The 21,552-nt window shown below is 72.8% G+C and carries 21 protein-coding genes; 13 read left to right on the top strand and 8 right to left on the bottom strand.

What is annotated here, in order from left to right:
• Positions 1-66 precede the first annotated feature (66 nt).
• Positions 67-1,764 carry an exo-alpha-sialidase gene (locus tag ACBJ32_RS08220; protein ID WP_375126204.1) on the bottom strand — a complete coding sequence of 566 codons (1,698 nt, stop codon included), beginning with the start codon at positions 1,762-1,764 and terminating at the stop codon, positions 67-69.
• 241 nt (positions 1,765-2,005) lie between these two features.
• Here ACBJ32_RS08220 and ACBJ32_RS08215 point away from each other — a divergent pair, with 241 nt between their 5' ends.
• The 6 genes from ACBJ32_RS08215 to ACBJ32_RS08190 all read left to right on the top strand — a co-directional run bounded on the left by ACBJ32_RS08215 (position 2,006) and on the right by ACBJ32_RS08190 (position 8,886).
• Entirely contained in the window at positions 2,006-2,923 is a 918-nt protein-coding gene (locus tag ACBJ32_RS08215) for a hypothetical protein (protein ID WP_375126203.1), read from the top strand.
• 65 nt (positions 2,924-2,988) lie between these two features.
• A complete protein-coding gene (locus ACBJ32_RS08210; RefSeq protein ID WP_357882890.1) occupies positions 2,989-3,243 on the top strand; it encodes a hypothetical protein in 255 nt (84 codons plus the stop codon).
• Between the two features lie 67 nt (positions 3,244-3,310).
• On the top strand, positions 3,311-4,711 hold the full coding sequence (locus tag ACBJ32_RS08205; protein WP_375126202.1) for an FAD-binding oxidoreductase: 1,401 nt from the start codon (positions 3,311-3,313) through the stop codon (positions 4,709-4,711).
• Between the two features lie 103 nt (positions 4,712-4,814).
• On the top strand, positions 4,815-6,407 hold the full coding sequence (locus ACBJ32_RS08200) for an MFS transporter (protein ID WP_375126201.1): 1,593 nt from the start codon (positions 4,815-4,817) through the stop codon (positions 6,405-6,407).
• 26 nt (positions 6,408-6,433) lie between these two features.
• Positions 6,434-7,573, top strand: a complete 1,140-nt coding sequence (locus tag ACBJ32_RS08195) for an FAD-dependent monooxygenase (RefSeq protein WP_375126200.1) — start codon at positions 6,434-6,436, stop codon at positions 7,571-7,573.
• Between the two features lie 263 nt (positions 7,574-7,836).
• Positions 7,837-8,886 (top strand): fatty acid desaturase family protein, encoded by a 1,050-nt coding sequence (locus ACBJ32_RS08190; RefSeq protein WP_375126199.1) that lies wholly within the window; start codon positions 7,837-7,839, stop codon positions 8,884-8,886.
• Here the strand turns inward: ACBJ32_RS08190 and ACBJ32_RS08185 are convergent.
• Positions 8,876-9,166, bottom strand: a complete 291-nt coding sequence (locus tag ACBJ32_RS08185; RefSeq protein WP_375126198.1) for a hypothetical protein — start codon at positions 9,164-9,166, stop codon at positions 8,876-8,878. The genes ACBJ32_RS08190 and ACBJ32_RS08185 overlap by 11 nt on opposite strands.
• A gap of 149 nt (positions 9,167-9,315) precedes the next feature.
• Between ACBJ32_RS08185 and ACBJ32_RS08180 the strand changes: the two genes are divergently transcribed.
• The 3 genes from ACBJ32_RS08180 (at position 9,316) to ACBJ32_RS08170 (ending at position 11,657) form a co-directional block, all read left to right on the top strand.
• On the top strand, positions 9,316-9,867 hold the full coding sequence (locus ACBJ32_RS08180; RefSeq protein WP_375126197.1) for a hypothetical protein: 552 nt from the start codon (positions 9,316-9,318) through the stop codon (positions 9,865-9,867).
• A gap of 211 nt (positions 9,868-10,078) precedes the next feature.
• Positions 10,079-10,666 carry a copper resistance protein CopC gene (locus ACBJ32_RS08175; protein ID WP_375126196.1) on the top strand — a complete coding sequence of 196 codons (588 nt, stop codon included), beginning with the start codon at positions 10,079-10,081 and terminating at the stop codon, positions 10,664-10,666.
• Positions 10,656-11,657, top strand: a complete 1,002-nt coding sequence (locus ACBJ32_RS08170; RefSeq protein ID WP_375126195.1) for a hypothetical protein — start codon at positions 10,656-10,658, stop codon at positions 11,655-11,657. The genes ACBJ32_RS08175 and ACBJ32_RS08170 overlap by 11 nt, the downstream gene beginning before the upstream one ends.
• A 27-nt stretch (positions 11,658-11,684) precedes the next feature.
• On the opposite strand, the gene ACBJ32_RS08165 is transcribed toward ACBJ32_RS08170, so the two are convergent.
• Both ACBJ32_RS08165 and ACBJ32_RS08160 read right to left on the bottom strand, forming a co-directional pair.
• Complete coding sequence (locus ACBJ32_RS08165) at positions 11,685-12,677, bottom strand: aldo/keto reductase (protein WP_375126938.1); 993 nt, start codon at positions 12,675-12,677, stop codon at positions 11,685-11,687.
• Entirely contained in the window at positions 12,677-13,279 is a 603-nt protein-coding gene (locus ACBJ32_RS08160; RefSeq protein ID WP_357882862.1) for an NAD(P)H-dependent oxidoreductase, read from the bottom strand. Before ACBJ32_RS08160 ends, ACBJ32_RS08165 begins: the two co-directional genes overlap by 1 nt.
• Positions 13,280-13,381: 102 nt before the next feature.
• On the opposite strand from ACBJ32_RS08160, the gene ACBJ32_RS08155 reads away from it, so the two are divergent.
• Positions 13,382-14,239 (top strand): helix-turn-helix domain-containing protein, encoded by an 858-nt coding sequence (locus tag ACBJ32_RS08155; protein WP_375126194.1) that lies wholly within the window; start codon positions 13,382-13,384, stop codon positions 14,237-14,239.
• 286 nt (positions 14,240-14,525) lie between these two features.
• Here the strand turns inward: ACBJ32_RS08155 and ACBJ32_RS08150 are convergent, their stop codons facing one another.
• The 4 genes from ACBJ32_RS08150 to ACBJ32_RS08135 all read right to left on the bottom strand — a co-directional run bounded on the left by ACBJ32_RS08150 (position 14,526) and on the right by ACBJ32_RS08135 (position 18,899).
• Complete coding sequence (locus ACBJ32_RS08150; protein ID WP_375126193.1) at positions 14,526-16,430, bottom strand: hypothetical protein; 1,905 nt, start codon at positions 16,428-16,430, stop codon at positions 14,526-14,528.
• Positions 16,431-16,597: 167 nt separating this feature from the next.
• The gene (locus ACBJ32_RS08145) at positions 16,598-17,215 is read right to left on the bottom strand and encodes a pentapeptide repeat-containing protein (RefSeq protein ID WP_375126192.1); all 618 of its coding nucleotides are present in this window, start codon (positions 17,213-17,215) and stop codon (positions 16,598-16,600) included.
• Positions 17,216-17,244: 29 nt separating this feature from the next.
• A complete protein-coding gene (locus ACBJ32_RS08140; protein ID WP_375126191.1) occupies positions 17,245-18,408 on the bottom strand; it encodes a cation:proton antiporter in 1,164 nt (387 codons plus the stop codon).
• An 8-nt stretch (positions 18,409-18,416) separates the two neighbouring features.
• Positions 18,417-18,899: a cation:proton antiporter regulatory subunit gene (locus ACBJ32_RS08135; RefSeq protein ID WP_375126190.1), complete on the bottom strand. Its 483-nt coding sequence runs from the start codon at positions 18,897-18,899 to the stop codon at positions 18,417-18,419.
• Between the two features lie 347 nt (positions 18,900-19,246).
• Between ACBJ32_RS08135 and ACBJ32_RS08130 the strand changes: the two genes are divergently transcribed.
• The 3 genes from ACBJ32_RS08130 (at position 19,247) to ACBJ32_RS08120 (ending at position 21,544) form a co-directional block, all read left to right on the top strand.
• The gene (locus tag ACBJ32_RS08130) at positions 19,247-19,891 is read left to right on the top strand and encodes a response regulator (RefSeq protein ID WP_375126189.1); all 645 of its coding nucleotides are present in this window, start codon (positions 19,247-19,249) and stop codon (positions 19,889-19,891) included.
• 94 nt (positions 19,892-19,985) lie between these two features.
• Positions 19,986-20,405, top strand: coding sequence for an ATP-binding protein (locus ACBJ32_RS08125; RefSeq protein WP_375126188.1), 420 nt, complete (start codon positions 19,986-19,988; stop codon positions 20,403-20,405).
• Positions 20,406-20,545: 140 nt separating this feature from the next.
• The gene (locus tag ACBJ32_RS08120; RefSeq protein WP_375126187.1) at positions 20,546-21,544 is read left to right on the top strand and encodes a PAS domain S-box protein; all 999 of its coding nucleotides are present in this window, start codon (positions 20,546-20,548) and stop codon (positions 21,542-21,544) included.
• Positions 21,545-21,552 lie beyond the last annotated feature (8 nt).

Genomic DNA, 21,552 nt, shown 5'->3' with positions numbered 1-21,552 from the left:
ATTTCCCCGGCCTGACCGCGTTCCCCGACTGGCAGAAAACTTTGCCGTCCGGGCCGCCAGGGGCATTCATGAATAGAGCTCGACCTCGTTCAGCACGGCGCACTCGCGGCCTATTTCCGGATCGCAACCCGCCGAGGGCTCGGTGACGATCTTGACGTGCCGGGCGGTGCGGCCGATCTCGTCGTAGCGCAGCGCGTGGTCGATCCTGTCCTTGATCGTCACGACCGGCTCGCCCCAGGAGCGCCCGTTTCCCGACACGTACACGCGCGCGCTCGCCGGATGCCCGGGACGCAGGCTCAGGCCGATCCTGGCCAGCGGGTAAGGCCGGTCCAGGTGCAGCACGTAGTGGCCGCTGCCCCGGGCGACGGCGCTCGACCAGTAGCCCGTGCTGCCGTCCAGCGCGCCGCCGGGACGCGTCCTCGGCCGCCGGGGGCTCGTCCAGCGCATGTCGGTGGAGACGCGCAGGGCGCCGCGGCGGCGCAGCGCGGCCAGGTCCAGGCGGACGCCGGGGGTGGCGACGTCGAACAGCAGGCGCTTGACCGCGTACCGGCCGCCGTACTCGAACCGCCCGTGGGCCGGGCACGCCGTCTCGTCGAGCAGCCCGTCCGGCCGCACCCCGGCCAGCTTGCAGTTGTCGAACACCTGGATGAACCGGTGCGGCCCGACGGCGGCCAGCCCGGTGTAGCCGGAGGAGCCGCGCACGTCCACGATGCCGTCGCGGTTGTGGTAGGTCACCCGCGGCTCCAGCCATTCCCGACCGAGGCCGTCGGGCGAGACCGTGAGCCAGTTGTCCGGGCGCCCCGCGCTCAGCACGAGCGCGCCGCCGGGCATCAGCAGCAGCCGGGGCGCCACCCCGCGCACCACGCAGTCGTAGCCGGCCAGGCGCAGCTCCCGCACGGGCTCCCAGGTGTGCCCGCCGTCGGTGGAACGGCTCTGGTGCAGCGTGGAGTACCTGCCGCCGTCGCGGCGCAGCACCGCCACCAGGCTGCCGTCCACCGCCTGCTCGATCGCCGCCTCGTTGTAGGCGAACCCGGGCTCGGGCTCGGCGATCACCCCGCGCCGCTCGAACGTGCGCCCGCCGTCGCGGCTGGCGTACACCTCCGACTGGTACGCCCCGGTGCCGCTGTAGCGCGCGTACGCCGTGATCAGGATCGTCCCGTCGGCGAGCTGGATCGGCGCCCCGTGCGCGGCCCCGCCGGGCAGCAGGTCGCCGGGCGTGGTCAGGACGGCCTCCGAGCGCAGCCAGCTCTCGCCGTCCTCCAGCGCGGACGAGGTGAGCACGCCCAGGAGCGCCGTGTGCGGGCCTGTCCTGGCCAGGTAGTACTCCGTGGCGAAGAACCGGCCGTCGTGCAGCTCGATCGGCGACTCCCGCAGTGGCGTCTGGCCGGCCGGGCCGAAGGTGCGCCCGCCGTCCTCCGAGACGGCGGCGGCGTTGGTGAGGGTGACGACCTTGTCCACGTTCGTGGTGAAGGTGGCGATCACCTTCGTCTCGGGACGGCCGCGGGGGCCGGTCACGTCGAGGGCCGACACGTTCGGGAACCCGGCGAAGTCGAGCCGCTCCGCGCCCTCCGGCTCGGGCTCGGCCGGCGGCGGATTGGGATGAATCCAGTCTAGGAAGGAAGCAGTGGCCACGAGGTAAGGGCCGGACTGAATGGGGCGATCAGGTAGCACGCAGTAACCGCCCCCGGCCTGCGCCGGGCCGTGGTAGGCGGGCAGCCCGGCGGCCACCGACAGGGCCGCGACCATGGCTCTGGTCACCGCCATCGGCCCGCTCCTCGCCCGTCGTCCGCGATCTGCCGCACCGTACGGACTCTAGATCATCCACGCCCCGTAACCGCGTATTCACCTGCGGGAAGTCGTGGGTTCACGACTCGACCTTCTCGGGCGGCCGGTGATCCATGCCATCTCGGTTAAGTGGCAGTTGACAGGAAACCCCCGCATAACGACGATCGGGACGGCACTATTAAGTGTCAATTTACGTAGGTCGGGTCAGGAGGTGGCCCAGATGAGCATCGAGCCGAGGGCGAGAGTGGCCCAGGAACGCGTGCTGCCAGGCCCGGCGCCCATGGCGCCGGAGGCAGCCGCCCAGCAACGCGTCGTACGGCGGATCTGTGCCAGGGTCGCGCCCGAGGGCATGGACGTCGGGGTCGCGGAGCTGCCCCCCGGCGGCCTGCAAGTATGGATCGACACGCCGGTGCCGGTGGGCGAGCAGGAGTCATGGGTGCTGCACCACCGCATGGCCCGCGAGGTGGCGCTGGTCGGCTGGCACTGCGAGGCGGACGCCGACCGCCTGCTGGTGCTCGGCTGGAGCGCCGCGTGCCTGCACAACCGGATCCGCCTGCTGCAGAGCGGGCTGCGCCGGCTCACCGACTTCGAGCCGACCGCACAGCGCGCCGTCCAGCTCGACGGCCGCGCTCCGGACGACGAGCCCGCCGCCCAGGTGGTGAGCGCCGTGTGCGCCTCGATCGAGCGCCGGCTGCGCTGGCCGGAGCGGCTGGCCGAGATCGACGGGTTCGAGCGCAGCTCGGCCCTGCCGCACCTGCAACTGCTCCTCGCCCAGGTCGCCGGCCTGGAAGCGAAGATCGCGGGCGCCTGCCAGGAGCACCTCGTGATGGCACGGGTGCTGGCGCGGGCCGTCTGCGAGCACTACGCGCGGCACTCGGACCTGGGCCGCGCGCAGCGTGAGGTACTGGCGGAGTCGCGCCGCTGGGTGCACGCCAGCTCCATGATCACAGGCTCGGCCGGCGCCCGGCCGGGCTCCACCGGTGCAGGCCGTCCCCACATGGGGCTGGCGGAGCGCCGCATCGCCGCGAGCGTCATCAACCACGGCGTGCCACGAATCACCCCTGCGGCCACCCCCGCGGCCGTCGCTCCACGGGCCGGCTACCCCGGCTTCGAGGAGACCGAGGAGGGCGCGCGCTGACCACCAGCCGCTCAACGGCGAGCGGTCGCCAGGAAAACCCCGTTCGAGCCCGGTAGGAGAGCTCCATGCGAACCCCCCCGCACCTGCCCGCCCGCTCCCGTCGCGAGCACACCGACCACGTCCGGCGCCACCCGTACAGCCTGCACGAGGTGCCCGCGCAGACCGCCCCCCGCGGCACGCTCGACTTCCCCGGCACCGCCCCGCTCCCCGAGGCGCCCCCGGAGGAGAACGTCCACGTCGAGCAGCGCCTGCTCGGCATCAGGGAGCTGTCCAACCAGGCCATCGGCTCGATCGACGACCTGCTCCAGCACACCGTCTGACGTGTGCCCCCACAGCGGCTCCGACGCAGGGAGCCAGAAGAGCGAATCTCACCCCTTGAGGAGAGTCATGCAAGGACTATCGCGACCGGAGCTGAGGTCGCGTGACGTCGGGGGCCACCAGCCGCGTTCCGTGGCGGGCGTCGAGACGCCACGCAGCCTGGACGAGGTCCGCACACTCGTACGGCAGGCCATGGCCGGCCGCCGCCGCCTCTACCCGATCAGCACGGGCAGGAACTGGGGCATGGGCTCGGCCATGCCGGTCACCGACGACAACGTGGTCGTGGACCTCGGCGGCATGAACCGCATCCGCGGCCTCGACCTGGAGGCCGGCTTCGCGGTCGTCGAGCCGGGCGTCACCCAGCGGCAGCTCGCCGCGGTGCTGCGCGACACCCCGTGGATGCTGAACGTCACCGCCTCGTGCGCCGACACCTCGGTCGTCGGCAACGCCCTCGACCGCGGCGATGGCTGCGTCCGCTCCCGCGTCCACGACGTGGCGGGGCTGGAGGCCGTGCTGGCCGACGGCAGCGTGGTCACCACCGGCGGGCTGGACCCGGCGGGGCGCTATCACGGGCGGGTCGCCGGGCCCGACCTGACGCAGACGTTCGTGCAGCACAACCTGGGCATCGTCACCGCCATGGCCGTGTCGCTGGTGCCGCGCCCGGAGACCATCGGGCTGGTGCACGGCCGGATCCCGCGCGACCAGGTCGGCGTGGCGCTCGGCGCGGTCACCGACTTCCTGCGCCGCGGCAACCCGGCCGACGGGCTGCTGCGCGTGCGCGAGCTGTCGCTCGTGCCCGACCACGGCGACTGGATGCTGCCCGCCGGCGTGGACCCGAGCCTGTTCACCATCCTCGGGCCGCTCATGGGCAGCGACGCCACGGTCGAGCTGGCCGAGGAGCTGCTGCGCAAGGCGCTCATCGAGGTCGAGGGCGCCGAGGCGCTGCGCGTGGTGGACGCGGCCGAGGTCGGCCCCGACGACCCGCTCTACCCCCGGGCGCTCATGGCCCAGGGCATCCCCACCTGCCGCGGCGTGCACAACGCGCTCGGCGTGACGTCGTGCGACCGGATCGACGAGGGCGCGATGGGCTTCCTGGCGCTGCTGCCGCTGATGCCCATGCACGCCCGCAGGACCGACCAGATCCTCGCCGCCATGCAGACCGCCGTGAACCGCCACACCACCGCCCTCATGGTGGAGTGGAACCTGGTCGGCAAGCACCTGGCCAACGGCGTCATCCAGATCTTCTTCGAACGCGGCGCGCCCGACGCCCCCTACCGCGCCCACCAGCTCCGCAACGACGGCAACTGCGTGCTGCGCGGGCACGGCTGCGCCATCTACCGTTCCGACATCGATCACGCCGCCGCCGACGTCTGGTCCGAGACCAGCACCGCCGGCCTCGGCATGCTGCACAGGCTCAAGACGGCGCTCGACCCGGACGGCATGATCTCGCCCGGCCGCTACGGCGCCTGACCCCGTTACCTCGGAGACTCACGTCAGCTCCGCCCCTCGCACCGCCGGAGTGTGCGCGGAGCGGAGACGAGCCGACGCTCACATAGCTCACATAGGAGGACACGTGCGTTCGTCACCAGCGGCCGTCCGGGGGACGGGCACGACCGGCGCGGACCGGCGTCACGGTGTGATGCTGCGCCTGGTCGGTGCGGGTGTCATGTTGACGGTGATGGCCGACACCACGGCCACCACCCTGGCAGTGGGGGTGCTGCGGTACACGCCCGCCGGCGCCGCCATGCCGCTGGGCGACCTGGTCTGGCTGACCAGCGCCGCGTTCATCCCGATCGCCGCCCTGCTGGCCACCGCCGGCCGCTGGGCCGACCTGTTCGGCCGCCGCCGCGTGCTCGCGGTCGGACTCGTGGTGTTCGTGCTGGGCGGCATCGCCACCGTCACCGTGGAGCCGTGGTCGTACGTGCTGGCCGCGCGGGCCGTCCAGGGCGCCGGAGCCGCGGCGATGATCCCGGCCAGCCTCGGGCTGCTGCTCGGCGAGCTGCCGGAGTCGCAGCGCCGCGGCGCGATCGCACTGTGGAGCTCCGCCTCCGGGCTGGGCTGCCTGCTCATGCAGGCGGGCGGCGGCTGGCTGGCCGCCACCGTCGGCTGGCGGGCCCTGTTCGTCCCCGACGTCATCATGGGCGTGGCGCTGCTCGTCGCCTGCGTGGCGCTCCCGTCCGGCCGGCGCACCCCCGCCAAGGGCATGCCGGACGTGCTCGGCGCCTGGCTGCTGGCAGCCGGCATCGCCGTCGTGGTCCTGGCCATCTCCAAGGCCATGGCCTGGGGCATGGACGTGGTGTGGCTCGCGCTGGCCGCGCTGGCCCTGCTCGGCGGCGCGTTCGCGCAGGCCAGGCACCACCGCCTGCCCGCGATCGACCTGGCCCTGTGGCGGCGGCCCCGGTTCGTCTGGGGCTGGCTGGCCACCTGGGGGTTCGGCGCGCTGTCGTACGGGCTGCTCACCGTGCAGCCGCTGTACCTGCTGCACCTCGGCTACCCCATGCTCGAAGTGGCCATGTGGCTGACCCCCACGTCGGTGGCCGTCGTCGTGACGAGCTTCCTGGCCGGAAAGATCGTCAAGCGGGTCGGCGCGTACGGCCTCATCTACGCCGGCTCGCTGCTGTGCGGCGGCGCCTGCGTGCTCGTGCTGACGCAGGCGGGACCCACCGTGTGGGGCCTGGTCGCCAGCGTCGTGGTCGGCGTGGGGGTCGGCGCGCTCGCGCCCGGCACCTCCGTCGCCACCACCCTGGCCGCCCGCCCCCACCAGTACGCCTCCGCCGTCGGCGCGGCCACCATGGCCCGCATGGTCGGCGGCGCCGTCGGCATCGCCGTCGTGTCCGTCGTGATCGACCACCCGTTCATGACCGGCCCCTTCGCGGGCCTGGCCGGCGCACTCGCCCTGTGCGTGGCCATCTCTGTGCTGATCGGAGCGCTGGCCCTGACCAAGATCACCCGGCTGCGGCCGGACCCGGACGACGTCATGGTCAAGGTGCCCCGCCGGCTGCTGCTCGAGCTGCGCATGACCCTCGCCACCGTGGCGGCGGAGGCCGACGCGCTGCTGCCAGTCGAGACCCGCACACCCCCCGCAGACCCCTACATGGACCCGGTCCCGCGGCCGCGAACGGCCGAACCCGGCCCCCTCGCCGGCACCCGCGGGCACACGAACTAGTTCAACCATTCAGAAGGGCTCTCGTCATGGCAACCACATCCTGCGACGTAGCCATCGTCGGCGCCGGGCTCGGCGGCTGCTTCCTGGCCTTGCTGCTGGGCCGCCGCGGCCTGCACGTCGTCGTCATCGAGCAGGGACCCTCCGTCCCGAGCGCGGGCGCCGACTTCCTCAAGCCCCCCGGCTTGCGGGTGCTGGCCCGGCACGGGCTGACCGACCTCGTCGAACGCCATGGCCTGCGACGCGACATCATCCGCTACTACCACGACGGCGACCCCATCAAGGAGTGCCGCTTCCCCGACGGCGGCTTCCTCATCCGTCCCTACCGGGAACTGGTCGAGCTCATCTACACCTCCTGCGCGATGCAGGGCGTCGAGTTCTGGTTCGACGCCAGCATCGCCGACATCGCGGTGGGCGAGGACCGCGTTGACGAGCTCATGCTCCACGACGGGCGGCGGTTGCGGGCCGGGGTGGTGATCGGCGCCGACGGCACCAAGTCCGCCGTGCGCCAGGCGCTGGGCATCGAGCAGCGGACGGTGCCGTACGAGCGGCTGCTCATGAGGGTGGCGACCGTTCCGCTGAGCGCCAGCGTCGCCCAGCTCAACCGGCTCTACTTCAGCTCCGAGGGCTGGCTCACCTACCTCTATCCGATCAACAGGGACGAGGCCCGCGTGTTCGTCGGCCTACCGCCCGAGGACGACAAGGAGATCTTCCAGGACGGCATCCCCGCGCTGCTCGACGAGCTGAAGAAGTTCGTGACCGAGAGCTCGGACGCGTTCAACTTCCTGCAGCCCGCCACCTGGCAGCGGATCAAGGTGTCGTCGCTGCGCGTGGAGGCGTACCACAAGGGCAACGCCGCCCTGCTCGGCTCGGCGGCCTTCGCCTGCCACCCGATGACCGGCATGGGCATGAGCTACACGCTGCACGACGCCGAGATCCTGGCGGACGTCATCTGCGCGGCAGGCGACGACGTGACGCTGCTCGACCGGCTGCTCCACGCCCGGTACGAGCCGCGCAGGCACGCCCACCGGCAGCTCATCGACTACGGTGACGCGCTGGCCGCGACCTTCCGCGACCGCGAGGCGTACCTGGCGGCCTTCCGCCCGGAGTTGCACGTCCACGGCGAGGCCGCGGCGCCAGGGCCGATGCCCGCCCTGCAACTCGCCTGAGCCGGCGCCCCCGCCGCCCGCCATTCCCCACCAGGTGAGAGCCGTCGTCCAGTGCCACGCTGAGTGCGATGGGCCGGCCCGACCCCCAGGCGGCGGGGACGCCACTGCGCGGCAGCGGTCGGTAGGGCGTGCACCACCCCGCCGCGGCAGCGGTTGGTAGGGCGTGCACTACCGCGAGGAAGGGTGACAGCGGGGTTCGCGAGGCCGCCGTTTCCCGCGATGCTGAGAAGGGATCATCCCCTCCTCGGCATCGGAGACGAAACGTGACTGTGGCAGAGACCTCCTACCCGGCCCCGGAACAGCGAGGAGCGCAACGGGGGAGCGACTTCGCTCGGCTCTCGCGGCGCATCGCCGAAGCCGGGCTGCTCGACAAACGGCCCGGCTACTACGCCATGCGGATCGGCCTGGTGGCCGCCCTGTTCGGAGGCACGTGGGCACTGTTCGCCGCGGTCGGCGACTCCTGGTGGCAGCTCGGCGTCGCGGTGCTGATGGCGGTGGCCTTCGCCCAGGTCACGCTGCTGGCCCACGACCTGGCGCACGGGCAGATCTCCCGCTCCCGGCGCGTCAGCAGGATCGCCGGGCTGATCGTGGGCAACCTGGCCGTCGGGCTCAGCTACGGCTGGTGGATGGACAAGCACACCCGCCACCACGCCAACCCCAACCACGAGGAGCACGACCCCGACGTATCGCCCGACGTCCTCATCTGGTCGCAGCGGCAGGCCGAGGCCAGCCGGGGGCTACCCAGGTTCATGGGGCGCTGGCAGGCGTTCCTGTTCTTCCCCCTGCTCACGCTCGAAGGCGTGAACCTCAAGGTGTCGAGCTTCCGCGCGCTGCGCCGCCCGTCGCTGAAGAACCGGGGGATCGAGGGCGCGCTGCTGGCCGCGCACGTGGTGGCGTACCTGGCGGCGGTGTTCGTCGTGCTGCCGCTGCCCATGGCGCTGCTGTTCCTGGCCGTGCACCAGGCCTGCTACGGCGTCTACCTCGGCTGCACGTTCGCGCCCAACCACAAGGGCATGCCGGTGCTCACCGCCGAGGACGAGCTGGACTTCCTGCGCAAGCAGGTGCTCACCTCCCGCAACGTGCGCGGCGGGCGCCTGGTCAACACCGCGCTCGGCGGCCTGAACTTCCAGATCGAGCACCACCTGTTCCCCAGCATGCCCACCGCGAACCTGCGCAGGGCGCAGCCCATCGTGCGCGACTACTGCGCCTCGCTCGGCGTCGACTACGTCGAGTGCGGCCTGCTGGAGTCATGGGGGCAGGCCCTGCGCCACCTGCACGAGGTGGGCCGGCCGCTGCGCGAGGTCAGGCCGTGACGACCAGCTCCAGACCGTTGAAGTCCTCCTTGACCTGATGGCCCGCCTCGACCAGGACCGTCCGCAGCGCGAGCAGGACCGCGAAGCGGATGGTCGCGTGCCGGACGAGCTGGTCGGCTGAGGTACCCCAGGTGACGATCACCCCGCGTGTGGGGTCGTGCCAGACTCCGAGCCCGCCGTCGGCGGACATCAGCGACGGCTCGACGGTGAAGCCCGCGTCCATCAGCTCCCGGCGGACCGTTCGTTCCAGGTCCTGGCCGGCGCTCGTGGCGATGTCCATCGAAGTCCGCTGCCCTCACACGCGCCCTTCGAACCTCGGCGGGCCGGGAACCTTGTGAAAAGATGTCGGCTGTGTCCACCCCGTCGTCTTTCGCGCCGCGCCCGGCAGCGTCGGGGGCGCCAGCAGCGGCGTCCCCGGTGGTGTCGCCGGTGGCGTCCGCGGGGCTGAGGCTGTCGCGGGCCGTCGTGTTCGCGACGGTCTGCGGCGCCGTGTCGGCGGGCGGGCACGCGCTGGGCGGCGGGGGTCTCGTGCCGTTCGGCGGCTACCTGGCCGGGGTGCTGGCCGCGCTCGGTCTCGCGTACCTGATCGACGGGCGCGAGCGCGGGCTCGCGGCCGTGCTCGCCGCGACCGTCTTCACCCAGACGGTGCTGCACCAGCTCTTCGAACGGCTCGCGCCCGGCCCTGCGCTCGATCCCGCGCATGGGCATCCCGCGCCCGGCATGGTGCTGGTCCACCTCGTTTTGGCGGGGCTGACGGCGTGGTGGCTGCATCGCGGTGAGAGCGCGCTGTGGCTGATGATCCGCCTGTACGGGGCGCCGCGCCCGGCCGTCCGGCTGCTCGTCACCGCTCCCGTGGAGGAGGGGGCCGGGGTGCCGCCCCTCAGGTGGCGGCCGCTGACGCCCGGCGCTCCCACGGGCACCGGCCGGACGGTCTCCGGCACGATCAGCAGGCGAGGGCCACCCTCGGCGGCGCGTCACTGACGCCCTGCCGGCGTCGCTGTCGCGCTACGGCCGGCATCACCAGGGCCCTTCGAGCGGCGTCGTGGCCCGTTGAGCGGCGCCGTCGCCCTTCGGGCGGTGCCGTTGCCCTTCTGGGCGGCTTCGACGCCCGCCGTTCCCTTCGCCCTTGCCTGTGTCCGGACGTCCGGCGCCACGGGCGCGGTCGTCCGGACAATCATTCTGGAGACCCGTCATGGCACTTTTCCGCAAGGCCGCAACAGCCGCGCTCGCCTGCGCCCTGCTGCTCACTCTGCCCGCTTCGCCCGCCTTTGCCCACGACACGCTCAAGCGCAGCTCGCCGGCCAAGAACGCGGAGGTCTCCTCGGCCGAGGAGATCGAGCTCGAGTACAGCGCGAGCGTGAAGTTCCCGTTCGTCGTGCTGCACGACGCCACCGGCAAGGAGGTCGCGCTCGGCAAGCCTCGGCTCGACGGGCCGCTGGTGTCCGCCGACGTGCCGGAGCCGCCCGCGCCCGGCTCGTACGTGATCGCCTGGCGTGTCGTTTCCTCCGACGGACATCCCATTGAGGGCGAAATTCCCTTCAGCGTGAAAGGATCATCTTCGGCATCGGCATCGGCCTCGCCCGCCGGTTCGGCGGCGGTCACACCGTCCAGCGCGGCTCCCGGCACGGGGGCGGCGCAGCCTTCCGCGGCGGCCGCGGAGCCGGCCGGGGTTCCCGGCTGGATCTGGGGCGCGCTGGCGGTGCTGGTGGTGCTGGGCGCGTTCGTGCTGTTCAGGAGCTCGCGCCGGAGGCCCGATCGGGAGGAAGTGGATGCGGATTGAGCAGGCCAGGCAGGTCGCGCGGGAGTGGGTGCGGGAAGAGGGCGCCGGGTTGCCCGGGTTCCGCGGGGCGTTCCTGACCGGGTCGGCGTTGTGGGCCGACCCGGGGGAGGAGCTGGCGCCCACGTCCGACGTGGACGTCATGGTGGTCGCGGAGCCGGCCGATCGCATCGGGCACATCGGGAAATTTCCGTATAAGGGGGTGCTGCTGGAGGTCTCCTCCACGGCTCCCCTCGGCTCCTCGCACGAGGTGCTGAGCGACTACCACCTGGCGGGCAGCTTCCACCTGCCGTGCGTGCTGGCCGACCCGTCCGGGCAGCTGACCGAGCTCCAGCAGGTCGTCTCCCGCGACTTCGCCGAACGCCCCTGGATCCTCGCCCGCTGCACCAACGCCATGGACCGGGTGCGGGGGTGGATCAACGGCATGGACGAGTCCGCGCCGCTGCCCGACCAGGTCGCCGCCTGGCTGTTCGGCACGGGGGTGACCGCGCACGTGCTGCTCGTGGCCGGGTTGCGCAACCCCACCGTCCGCCGCCGGTACGCGGCCGTCCGCGAGCTGCTCGCCGAGCACGGCCGGCTCGACTTCCACGAGCACCTGCTCGACCTGCTCGGCTGCGCCCGCCTCGACGCCGGCCGGGTACGGCGGCACCTGGCGGCGCTGGCCAAGGCGTTCGACGCGACCGCCTCGGTGCGGGCCCCCGGCTACCGGTTCGACTCCGACATCTCCCCCGCCGCCCGGCCGGCCGCGATCGACGGCAGCATGGAGCTCATCGAGCGCGGCCTGCACAGGGAGGCGGTCTTCTGGCTGGTGGCCACGTACGCGCGATGCCTGGCCAAGCGGGCGGCGGCCGGGCTCTCCCCGGAGTACGCGGACGAGTTCCACGAGCTGCTGGCCGACCTGGGGGCGGAGACGTTCACCGCCCGGCGGCGCCGCGGCGACCGGGTCCTCGCGGCACTGCCGGGCCTGTGGCAGACGGCCATGGCCCTCTGCTGACCCCGGGCGGGACAGAGAGGGCCGGGGTCAGCGGCCGTCGAGGCGGGGGAGGGCGTCGCCGTAGATGTCCGGGCTGCGGTCCACCTCGCCGACGAAGTCGCCGGGGAAGCCCAGCTCGAACTCCACCGCCGACTCCAGCCGCCGCATCGCCTCCTCCGGCAGCGCCCTGGCCGCGTCCGAGGCCCCCAGGTTGTCCTTGAGCTGCTCGGCGCTGCTCGTCCCGAGGATCGGATGCACGCCGCGCCGCAGCGCCCAGGCGATCGCGACCTGCGAGGCCGTGACGCCCAGCTCGCCCGCCACCTCCAGCACGGCGCGGACCCCGGCCCGGTCCCGCTCGCTGATCGACTCGGGGGACACGCGCGAGGCCGCCGCCCCCGGCTCGGCGTACCGGCCGGACAGCACGCCGTGCGCGAGCACCCCCCACGCCGCCACGCTGATGCCGAGCGCCCGCGCCATCGGCAGCAGCTCCCGCTCGATGTCGCGCTTGAGCAGGCTGTACGGCACCTGCAGCCCCGCGAACGGCGTCCACCCCCGCCACTCCGCCAGCATGTCGGCCCGGCTCACCACCCACGCCGGCGCGTCGGAGATGCCCACGTAGAGCACCTTCCCCGACCGGACCACGTCGTCCAGCGCCCGCATCGTCTCCTCGATCGGGGTGTGCCGGTCCCACACGTGCACCCAGAACAGGTCGATGTAGTCGGTACGCAGCCGCCGCAGGCTCTGCTCCAGCGACAGGACGAGGTTCTTGCGGTGGTTGCCGGCGGCGTTGAGGTCGGTGCGGTCACGGGTGGGCGTGTACTTCGTGGCCAGGACGAAGCGGTCACGGTGGCCCTGGAGGAGCTCGCCGACCACGCTCTCGCTCTCGCCGTACATCGAGGCCGTGTCCACGACGTTGCCGCCCGACTCGGCGTACAGGTCGAAGACGCGCCGCACCTCGGGCGAGACCTCGCGGTAGGTCATCGCGCCGAGGAACAGCTCCGAGACCCGCAGCCCCGTACGGCCCAGCAGCCGGTACCGCATCATGCCGCCGCCTGGTAGGGAACGGCCAGCCTGGCCTGGCGCAGCGCGCCGCTCCACCAGCCGAGCCGGTCGAGCAGCACCTTGGCGGCGGCCTGCGCGCCCTCGGGGTCGCGGGTCAGCCGGCCGTCGGCGTCGAAGCGCGTCCAGTGCTGGTCGAAGCTGATCCAGTCGCGGATCGTCACCGCGTGCATCTCGTTGAAGACCTGCCGCAGGTGCTCCGCGGCGCGCAGCCCGCCGCCGTAGCCGCCGTACGAGACGAGCGCGACGGGCTTGGCCTGCCACTGCGTCGGATGCCAGTCGATGGCGTGCTTGATCGAGGCGGGGAAGCTGTGGTTGTACTCGGGTGTCACCACGGCGAACGCGTCGGCCGCCGCCAGCCGCCCGGCCAGCCGCCGCAGCTCGGGAGCGCGCCCGTCCACGTCGGCCAGCGCCTCGAAGGAGGACGGCAGCTCGGCCGGCAGCGGAGTGCCGGCCAGGTCGATGACGTCCAGGCCGAACAGCCCGTGCGCGCTCGCCTGCTCCGTGAACCACCGGGTGACCGTGGGGCCGAACCGTCCTTCGCGGACGCTGCCCGTGATCACCGCCAATGTCATCTGCGTCATGGGCACCAACCTTGCCGCCCCGCCGCGCGCCGAGGAAGGCCGCCGTCAGACTGGCCCCGGCAGGGCCACGATAAGCGCGGGCACGATCCGTAGACTCGGGCCGTGAGCGAGAACGAGCTCGGCGCCTACCTGCGCGCCCGCCGCGAAGCACTCAAGCCGGCCGACGTCGGCCTGCCCGACGGCGGCCGGCGGCGCACACCCGGCCTGCGCAGGTCGGAGCTGGCCACGGTGGCGGGGGTGAGCGTCGAGTACCTGACCAGGCTGGAGCAGGGCCGCGACCGCAACCCGTCGGTGCAGGTGCTGGTGTCGCTGGCCGACGCCCTGCGCATGACGCCCGACGAGCGCATCCACCTGCGCCACCTGGCCAAGGTGACCAGCGGCGGCATCGCGCTGTGCCCGGCCGCCTCGCAGGCGCCCGCCCGCACCGTGCGCCCGGCCGTGCGCGCGCTGCTGGAACGGCTGGAGCCCGCGCCCGCCGCGCTGTTCAACCGGCTGGGCGAGGTGATCGCCCGCACCACCGGGTTCGAGCGGCTCTTCGGCCCCATCGGGCTGCTGGACGACGAGCCGCCGAGCCTGACCCGGTACGTGTTCGCCGACGTGCGGGCCAGGATCGCCTTCCCCGACTGGGACAAGGTGGCCGACGAGCAGGCCACCGCGCTCAAGTACGAGGCCGGGCCCGACGACCCGTGGGCGGGGGAGCTGGTCGACGTGCTCTCGTTCGCGGCGGGCGAGGCGTTCACCGGGCGCCTGGCCGCCGCCGCCGGGCCGCCGCGCATGGCGCCCGTGCAGCGCATGGCGCACCCGCGGGCCGGTGAGCTGCGGCTGGCCAGGGAGCCGCTCGACCTGCTCGGCGACGACCAGCGGATCCTCGTCTACCTGCCGGCCGACGCCGAGACCGCGGCCGCCCTCGACCGTCTCACCGGCCGCCATCCGGGGGCCCTGCGCGCGGTCAGCGCCTGAGCCCGCTGCTTGAGCGGCGCCCGCCCGGGTAGCGGACCGGCATGAGGCGGGGGAACTGGGAGGTCAGACCGCTGGGCGGCTGGATGGGCTGCCTGGCGATGATCCTCATATCGCTGGTCCTGTCGGTGGTGCTGACGGTCGTCATCAACCTGCTGCTCTGAGCGTGCCCGCGCAGAGGGGGAGCGGTCGCGTCCGGCGGCGATCGGCCCGGTGCGGCGTACGTGCCGCCCGGCGGCGATCGGCTCGGGCGCGCCGCAGGGTGCGCGTCAGGCCGCCGGTGATCGGCTCAGGCGCGCCGTAGCGTGCGCGTCAGCCCGGCGGCGATCGTCGTGGCCAGCACCCAGCCCGCCGCGATCAGCCCGTACGCCAGCCACTGCGTGCCCCCGCCGGGGTTGAACGCCTTCTCCTGCCCGAAGTCGATGATCGGCAGCAGCAGGTCGAGGCTGTAGACGAACGGGTCGAACTCCGGCGCCTCCCCGCGCTTCAACGGCGGCGGCTCGGCCATCCCGAACACCACGGTGCCCACCGCCAGCAGCGCCACCAGCCAGCCGGCCGCCCGCAGCGGGCGGAAGCCGTACCCTACGGTGACGTCCTGCAGCAGCCCCCAGAACCTGGCGTAGCCCGGCAGAGTGTCGCGGCGCTGCTGCTGCCCGGCCAGGAGCGTGTCGCGGGCGTCGGCCTCGCTGCCCAGCCGCCGGTACATCGCGGCGAGCTGCTCGTAGGCGTTCGGCAGGTAACCGTCAGGGTCCCGGCGCAGCCAGCCCAGCCGCTCGGCGGCCGGCAGCATGGGCTCCAGCACCTCGTACGACAGCCCGTCCATGCACAGCTCGTCCGGCCACACCGCGGCGTCGTCCTGCAGCACCCCGATGCGGGCGTGCCGCAGGTCGACCGCGCCCCGCACCGGCGTGGCCGTCCGCATCGCCAGCTCCCGCGCCTCCAGCCGGCGGCAGGTGAGCGCCTTGCCGCCCGGCGCCTCCAGCGTGGCGTCGTCGAAGCACAGGCGGCTGCCGACCTGCGCGTACGTCAGCCGGATCCGGCCGCGCGCCGAGAAGCCCTCGCACAGGTTGAGCACCTTGCCGACCGTGATGCCGTTCGCCGACAGGGCCGTCCCGCCGGGGTTGACCAGCGTGGCGCCCTTGAAGTGCGCGGGGCCGGTCACCGAGGAGTCGGTCAGGCTGATCTCCCCCTCGGCCGACATGCCCTCGCGGGCCAGCAGCGCGCCGTCCACGGCGATACGGTCGCCCCGCAGGGCCACGCCGCCGGGGGCGCGCAGGCACGCGCCGTCCAGGTTGAGCGCGCGGCCGACGGCGGCGCCCTCCAGCCAGACGGTGCCCTCGGTCTCGATCAGCGACAGGTACAGGCCGCTCTCGGCGTTCAGCCCGCCGCCGTGCAGGGCCAGGCCGCCCGGGTTGCGCAGCACCGAGCGCCGCAGGGTGAGCGGGCCGGAGACGCGGGCGAACCGCAGCGAGAACTCGCCCTCCGCGTGCACCTCCCGCGCGAACAGGCCCACCTGGACGACCAGGTTCGACCCGCCGAACGCCAGGCCGCCCGGGGCCCGCAGGCGGGCGCCTTCGAGGTTCACCGCGGCGCCGATCCGGGCCGCGGTGAGGATGATCTCGCCGTCGCAGGTGAAGCCGTCGCGGGCCAGCAGGTTGCTGCCGACGTCGAGGTGCTCGGCGGTGAGCGCGGCGCCGGCGGCGGGCTCCAGGCGCGCGCCGTTCAGCGAGAAGTTGCTGCTGACGCGGGCGCTGCGCAGGCGCAGCTCACCGGTGACGTGGCAGCCGGTGAGCCGCAGGTCGCCCTCGACCTGGAGGTTGGAGGCGATCAGGCCGGGCAGGGTGGAGCCGGCGAAGCTGAGGAAGCGGGTGCGGGCCTGGTACAGGTCGGGGGTCTCGTCGAAGGCGCAGTCGCGGAACGTGACCGGCAGGTCGATCTCGCCGAACGCCAGGTGTAACAGGCCGGTGATGCGGGCCCCCGACAGGCGCAGGGCCGGCTTGTCGGACGGGTCGGTGTACTCGCCGAGCAGCAGCTCCGCCAGCACCTCCGCCCGTACGGTGCGGTCGGCGCCCCAGGCGGCGGCGTTGTCGGGGCAGTCGCGGGCGGGATCGCCGGAGCGCAGGTCCACGTCGTGACCGCGGCGGACGGCGGCGGCCACGGCCTGCTCGGCGGCGGTGAGTTCGGCGTTCGGCACACGCACATCCTGCTGCAATCGCACCCCTCCGCGAACCTGCGAGGTCGTCCATCCTGTACGTCGAGGCCGGGCGTGCCCGCGTTGCCGTCGCTCCCGCGTGTCGGAGCCGAGCATGCCCGCGTTGCCGTCGTTCCCGCGCGTCGAGGCCGGGCACGCTCGCGGTGCCGTCACTCCCGCACGTCGAAGCCCAGCGCGCCCGCCACCACCGTCGCCTGGAACGCGTCGATGACCGCGTCCTTGAGCGTCACCTCGCGCGGGTCGAGCGTGCTCAGATCGCTGCCCCGCAGGTCGCATCTCGTCAGGTCGGCCCCGTGCAGCCACGCCCCCGACAGGTCGGCCCGCCGCAGCTCGGCGCCCTCCAGCCGGGCCCCGGTCAGGTCGGCCTCGCGCAGCCGGGTGCCGTGGAAGGCGCTGCCGCGCAGGTCGGCGCCGGGCAGCCCGACGTACGACCAGTCGCCGCCCGTCACCTTCAGCAGCCCGAACGTGCAGCCGTCGAACATGCTGCCCGTCAGCTTGCAGCCGCTGAAGGTGGCGTCGAAGAACGAGCAGCGCGAGAACGTGCAGTTGACGAAGCGCGCGTCCTCGTGCACGGACACGTTGAACCGCACGTTCCTGAACTGGCACTCCTCGAACGAGGAGCCGTGGTCGACCAGCTCGGTCATGTCCACGTCCTGGAACAGGACCCGGTGGTGGCTCTCGCCGTCGATCTCGCGGCCGTCCCAGTCGGCGGACCTGATCGTGGTCTCCGTAGGGGGCGCCTGGATTCCGTGCCTGCGCTCTGCCATGCGAACAAACTAGCGGATCCGGCCGCCCCCTAGGCGGCACGCTTGGCGATGGCGGTGATGAAGGGCTGCACCAGCTTGGCCGCCAGCGGGCCGAACGCCGCCAGGATGAGCACGTACGCCGCCGCCAGCGCGCCCAGGTCGGGATGCACGCCCGCGCCCACCGCCAGGCCCGCGATGACGATGTTGAACTCGCCGCGCGGGATGAGCGCGATGCCCGCCCGCGCCTGGCCCGCCTTGGCGATGCCCGCGCGCCTGGCCGCGTACATGCCGGTCAGCAGCTTGGTGATCATGCTGACCAGGGCCAGCAGCGCGGCCAGCCCGGCCACCGGCAGGATCTTCGCAGGGTCGGTCTGCAGGCCGAAGAAGACGAAGAACACCGCCGCGAACAGGTCGCGCAGCGGCGCCAGCAACGCGTGCGCGTCCTCGGCGAGCTGGCCCGACAGCGCGATGCCCACCAGGAACGCGCCCACCGCCGCCGAGACCTGCAGCTGCTGCGCCAGACCGGCCACCAGCAGGGCCAGCCCGACCACCTTGAGCAGCAGCACCTCGGAGTTCGGGCTGCGCACGAACGCCTCGATGACCCGCCCGAACCGCAGTGCCACGACCAGCACCACGCTCACCGTCAGCAGCGCGATGCCCACCGAGACCGCCCCCTGCACGAAGCTGAGCCCGGCCAGCAGGGTGGTCAGGACCGGCAGGTAGACCGCCATCGTCAGGTCCTCGAACACCAGCAGCGACAGGACCGTCGGCGTCTCCCTGTTACCGAGCCACCCCAGGTCGGACAGCACCTTGGCGGTGATGCCGGACGAGGTGGCGTAGGTGACGCCCGCCATCGCCACGGCCGCGACGGGGCCCCACCCGAGCAGTAACGCGCAGATGGCGCCGGGGGCGGCGTTGAGCACCAGGTCCACGATGCCCGCGCGGGCGTTGCCCGTCAGGCTCGTGACCAGCTCGTCGGCGTTGTATTCGAGGCCGAGCGTGAGCAGCAGCAGGATCACGCCCAGCTCGGAGCCGATCTCGAGGAAGTCCGTGCTGGTGGCCAGCGGAAGCACGCCGCCGGTGCCGAAGGCCAGGCCGGCGATCAGGTAGAGCGGGATGGGGGAGATGCCCACGCGCAGCGCCAGCGCGCCCAGGATCCCCAGGCCAAGAAGGACAGCACCGAACTCGAGGAAAATGATCGCGGTATGGTGCACCCGCGGCCCTACCCGTTCGCCAGGATGTCGGCGACCTCTGCGGTGCTCTCCTCGCCGCCCACGACGACCACGATGTCGCCGGCGCTGAAGAGGAAGTCGGGCCCGGGGCTGGCGAACACCTGGCCGCTGCGCACCACCGCGACGATGGAGGCGCTCGTACGGGTCCGCACGCGGGCGTCACCCATGGGGCGGCCCGCGTAGGGGGAGCCGGCCGGGATCGGGAGCTGCACGCTGACCAGCCCCTCGACCTGCTGGTGCAGCTGGTTGAGCCGGGCCACGATCCGAGGGGCGCCCAGGAGCTCGGCGAGGGCGTCGGCCTCCTCGTCGTTGAGCTTGACCGTCTGGCAGACGGCGTCGGGGTCTTCCTTGTCGTAGATGACCAGGTCCCGGCGGCCGGTGCGGTGGGACACGACGCCTACCCGTTGTCCTTTTCGGGTGGTGAAATCGTGTCGTAGCCCGATACCCGGCAGTGCTGTTTGTTCGACCTCCACCTATCCCACCCGTCCCAATCCGCACATTTCCGGATAACCCTACCAACGTCATACCCCGGTCTGTTCTGGGTCAATTGCCCGCCATGCTGCATCTTCGATCCGCACGGCACACCCCTCGCCCCGCCCGTTCCGCCGGGCCCCGGATCGGGCGGGCCGGCCGCTCCGGACGGCCCCGGCCGGACACTTGCGGCACTTCACTCCCGGACGCCTCGGACGCGACCGGCGTGCCATGCTCCCCTGCGAGGGGAGTCGCATACGTGCAAGACTGCCCCTGGCTGCCCGGACCGGTGAGGTCGCGGCGCAGGCACCCTCCGGCAAGCAGGCAACACCACAAGGGACAACGCACCATGCCGACCGCCCCTCCGATCCGGCTGGTTCTCGTGGAAGATCACGCCATGGTCGCGGAGGCCATCGGCCTGGCCCTGGGCAGGGCGCCCGACATCGAGGTGGTCGCCCAGTCGGGCACCGTCGCGGCCGCGCTGGCCGACACCGGCAGGTGCCAGCCCGACGTCGTGGTGCTCGACCGCAGGCTGCCCGACGGCGACGGCGTGGCCGCGATCGGGCGGCTGGCGGCGGTGGCGCCCAAGGCGCGGGTGCTCGTGCTGACCGGGGAGGCGACCGCGTCCGTGGCCGCCCGGGTGGTGGCGGCCGGAGGGGCCGGGCTGGTGGTGAAGTCGTCGCGGCTGGGCGAGCTGGAGTCGGCCGTGCGGGAGGTGGCCGCCGGGGGCGTGGTGTTCGCGCCCGGGCTGCTGCCCGGCGTGCTCGACCGGCTGACCGGCCGCGCCGGGCACATGGGGTCCGCGCTGACCGCCCGCGAGCGCGAGACTCTGCTGCTCCTGGCCGAGGGCGCCAGCACGTACGAGATCAGCGACCGTCTGGGCGTGGCCCGCAACACGGCGCGCAACCACGTCCAGCACGTGCTGGAGAAGCTGGGCGCCCGCTCCAAGCTGGAGGCGGTGGCGCTGGCCCGGAGGGACGGGCTGTTGGATTGACGTATTTGCACTAGTCCAGGTCCCACAGGTGCACCAGGTGGCCTGGAGCGCTTGCGTCTCGTGACCAGCCACGCGGCTCCCCGAGAGTAGATGCGTGGAAAGTGAGGAGGCCGAGCGTTACCAGGTGGACACTCATCTGCCGGAGGAGATGGGCAGCATCACGGTGGCACGCCGCCTGGCGGGAACGGTCCTACGGGAGAGCGGCTATCAGGGGCGTCACGAGGACGTCCTGCTGGTGGTCTCCGAATTGGTGACGAACGCGCTCGTCCATGGAGACGGCCCGCCGGTGCTGAGGGTGAGAGCGAGCACGTCACGGGTGCGGATCGAGGTGGGCGACACCGGGGTGGCGCTCCCGGAGACCCGCGAGCCCGGCCCGGTGAGCGGCTGGGGGCTGCACGTCGTCAGGCTGCTGTCCACCGGCTGGGGCATCTCGCCCGGCGAGAGCGGCAAGGTGGTGTGGTGCGAGCTGGCCGCGCGGTTCGCTCCGGTGCAGGCGAGCCCCTCCGAAGCCTGAACAGGCCTGAAGAGGCGTGAAAAGGTCGCAAGGGGCTTGACGAGGCAGGAGCCGGACTCGATCGCTCTGATCGGGTTTGGCGCTACGGTCATGTCGTGCAAGGCTGCGGTATGCCCGCGCATGACCAATCGCAGGAGGATATGCGGCTGCTCGTCCAGAGCATCCGTGACTACGCCATCTTCATGCTCGATCCTCGCGGCGTGATCGTGAGCTGGAACATCGGGGCCGAACGTATCAAGGGATACACCGCCGAGGAGATCATCGGCACCCACTTCTCCGTTTTCTACCCGCCTGAGGCCGTGGCGGAGGGCAAACCCGCCAGGGGCCTGCAGGAGGCCGCCACCGAAGGCCGGTGGGAGGAGGAGGGCTGGCGGGTGCGCAAGGACGGCACCCGCTTCTGGGCCAGCGTGGTCATCACCGCCCTGTTCGACGAGAGCGGCGACCTGCGCGGTTTCGGCAAGGTGACGCGCGACCTGACCGAGCGGCGCAGCATGGCCAGAGCCCTGGACGAGCGCGGCATGCTGCTGTCCCGCCTGGTGCAGGCGCAGGAGCGGGAGCGCAGGCGCATCGCCTCCGACGTGCACGACGACACGATCCAGGCCATGGTCGGCGTCGGCATGCGGCTGCGGATGTGGCAGCAGGAGCTGCCCGAGGAGCACGCCGGCGCGGTGGGGGCGCTCCACGACGCCGTGGACGCCGCCGTGCGCCGCCTGCGCGAGCTGGCCTTCGACCTGCACCCGCCGGGCGACGGCCTGGTGGCCAGCCTGGACGCCTACCTGCGGGAGACGATGCAGGGCGGCGGCGTGGCCTTCGACCTGAGTCACCGCCTGGACGCCGAGCCGCCGTACGAGGCCGTGGTGACCGTCTACCGCATCTGCCAGGAGGCGCTGACGAACGTGCGCAAGCACGCCGGGGCCGGCCGGGTCAGCGTGGAGCTGGTCTCGCTCGGCCGGGGCGTGCACGTCCGCGTCAGGGACGACGGCGCCGGCCTGACCTCGAAGGACGGCGAGGCGATGCACTACGGGCTGGTCGAGATGCGCGAGCGTGCCGAGGCGGCGGGCGGCTGGTGGACCATCGACGGCCCGCCTGGCGCGGGCACGACGGTGGAGTTCTGGGTTCCCGCCGTGCCCCGGGCCTAGCCGGCCGC

The organism is Nonomuraea sp. GTA35, assembly GCF_041950525.1.
Taxonomy (GTDB): Bacteria; Actinomycetota; Actinomycetes; order Streptosporangiales; family Streptosporangiaceae; genus Nonomuraea.
This window is presented reverse-complemented; position numbering and strand designations above follow the sequence as displayed.

Bases quoted from the DNA above. Each gene is read 5' to 3' on its own strand.
- ACBJ32_RS08165 (WP_375126938.1), bottom strand. From the start codon at position 12,677: ATGCGGTACCGGCTGCTGGGCCGTACGGGGCTGCGGGTCTCGGAGCTG.
- ACBJ32_RS08210 (WP_357882890.1), top strand. From the start codon at position 2,989: ATGCGAACCCCCCCGCACCTGCCCGCCCGCTCCCGTCGCGAGCACACC.
- ACBJ32_RS08130 (WP_375126189.1), top strand. From the start codon at position 19,247: ATGCCGACCGCCCCTCCGATCCGGCTGGTTCTCGTGGAAGATCACGCC.
- ACBJ32_RS08170 (WP_375126195.1), top strand. From the start codon at position 10,656: ATGCGGATTGAGCAGGCCAGGCAGGTCGCGCGGGAGTGGGTGCGGGAA.
- ACBJ32_RS08205 (WP_375126202.1), top strand. From the start codon at position 3,311: ATGCAAGGACTATCGCGACCGGAGCTGAGGTCGCGTGACGTCGGGGGC.
- ACBJ32_RS08175 (WP_375126196.1), top strand. From the start codon at position 10,079: ATGGCACTTTTCCGCAAGGCCGCAACAGCCGCGCTCGCCTGCGCCCTG.
- ACBJ32_RS08215 (WP_375126203.1), top strand. From the start codon at position 2,006: ATGAGCATCGAGCCGAGGGCGAGAGTGGCCCAGGAACGCGTGCTGCCA.
- ACBJ32_RS08120 (WP_375126187.1), top strand. From the start codon at position 20,546: ATGCGGCTGCTCGTCCAGAGCATCCGTGACTACGCCATCTTCATGCTC.
- ACBJ32_RS08220 (WP_375126204.1), bottom strand. From the start codon at position 1,764: ATGGCGGTGACCAGAGCCATGGTCGCGGCCCTGTCGGTGGCCGCCGGG.
- ACBJ32_RS08195 (WP_375126200.1), top strand. From the start codon at position 6,434: ATGGCAACCACATCCTGCGACGTAGCCATCGTCGGCGCCGGGCTCGGC.
- ACBJ32_RS08160 (WP_357882862.1), bottom strand. From the start codon at position 13,279: ATGACGCAGATGACATTGGCGGTGATCACGGGCAGCGTCCGCGAAGGA.
- ACBJ32_RS08145 (WP_375126192.1), bottom strand. From the start codon at position 17,215: ATGGCAGAGCGCAGGCACGGAATCCAGGCGCCCCCTACGGAGACCACG.
- ACBJ32_RS08185 (WP_375126198.1), bottom strand. From the start codon at position 9,166: ATGGACATCGCCACGAGCGCCGGCCAGGACCTGGAACGAACGGTCCGC.